Origin of the sequence: Candidatus Collinsella stercoripullorum (assembly GCF_027669965.1) — a bacterium.
GTDB lineage: Bacteria > Actinomycetota > Coriobacteriia > Coriobacteriales > Coriobacteriaceae > Collinsella > Collinsella stercoripullorum.
The window spans coordinates 1-676 of record NZ_JAQECM010000110.1; the positions used below are offsets into that span (position 1 = coordinate 1).

The window sequence follows — 676 nt, forward strand, 5'->3', positions numbered from 1 at the left end:
CAAAGTGCGCAAGAAATTGTACGTTACCCTGTCGTCGGGGAAGGTCTCGACGATGCGGCTCCGGCGGCGGATCTCCCGGTTGAACCTCTCGATGGCGTTGTTCGCGCGGATCCTCCTCCAGTGCTCGCGGGGGAGGCGCGTGTAGGTCAGGGTCTCGGCGTGCCCGTCGCGCACGACCTTGGCGGCCTCCTTCAGTTTCATGGACTCCAGCTCGCCGGCCACAGTAATCGTCTTGGCCTCCGACGCCTCGCGCGACTCCATGGCGTGGATGGCCTTGAGCATGGCGGCGACCCGCGGCCTCCTCGACTTCGGGACCCTGGCGAAGACGTTGCGGTAGAAGTGGACCGTACAGCGCTGGTAGGCCGCCTCAGGGAAGACCTCGGCGATCGACCCGACCATCCCGGCGGCCTTGTCGCCGGTGAACATTCTCACGCCGCGCAGGCCGCGCGAATTGAGCCACGAGAGGAGTCCCCGCCAGCACTCCGAGGACTCCGTGAAACCCTCGGCCGCACCGATGACCTCTCGGTACCCGTCGTCGTCGGCGCCTATGGCCACCATCACGGCCACGTTCTCGTAGCTGCCGCCCCAGCCGCATTTGAGGTATATCCCGTCGACGTAGACGTAGGGGTAGTCCCTCGCGAGCGGGGGGTGAGTATTTGCCCCGCTGAGCACCACA

At 66.0% G+C, this 676-nt stretch carries 1 protein-coding gene; it reads right to left on the bottom strand.

From position 1 onward, the window contains the following. The coding region (locus tag PHA29_RS10575) for an IS256 family transposase (RefSeq protein ID WP_270849604.1) at window positions 1-676 on the bottom strand (676 nt) is incomplete at both ends.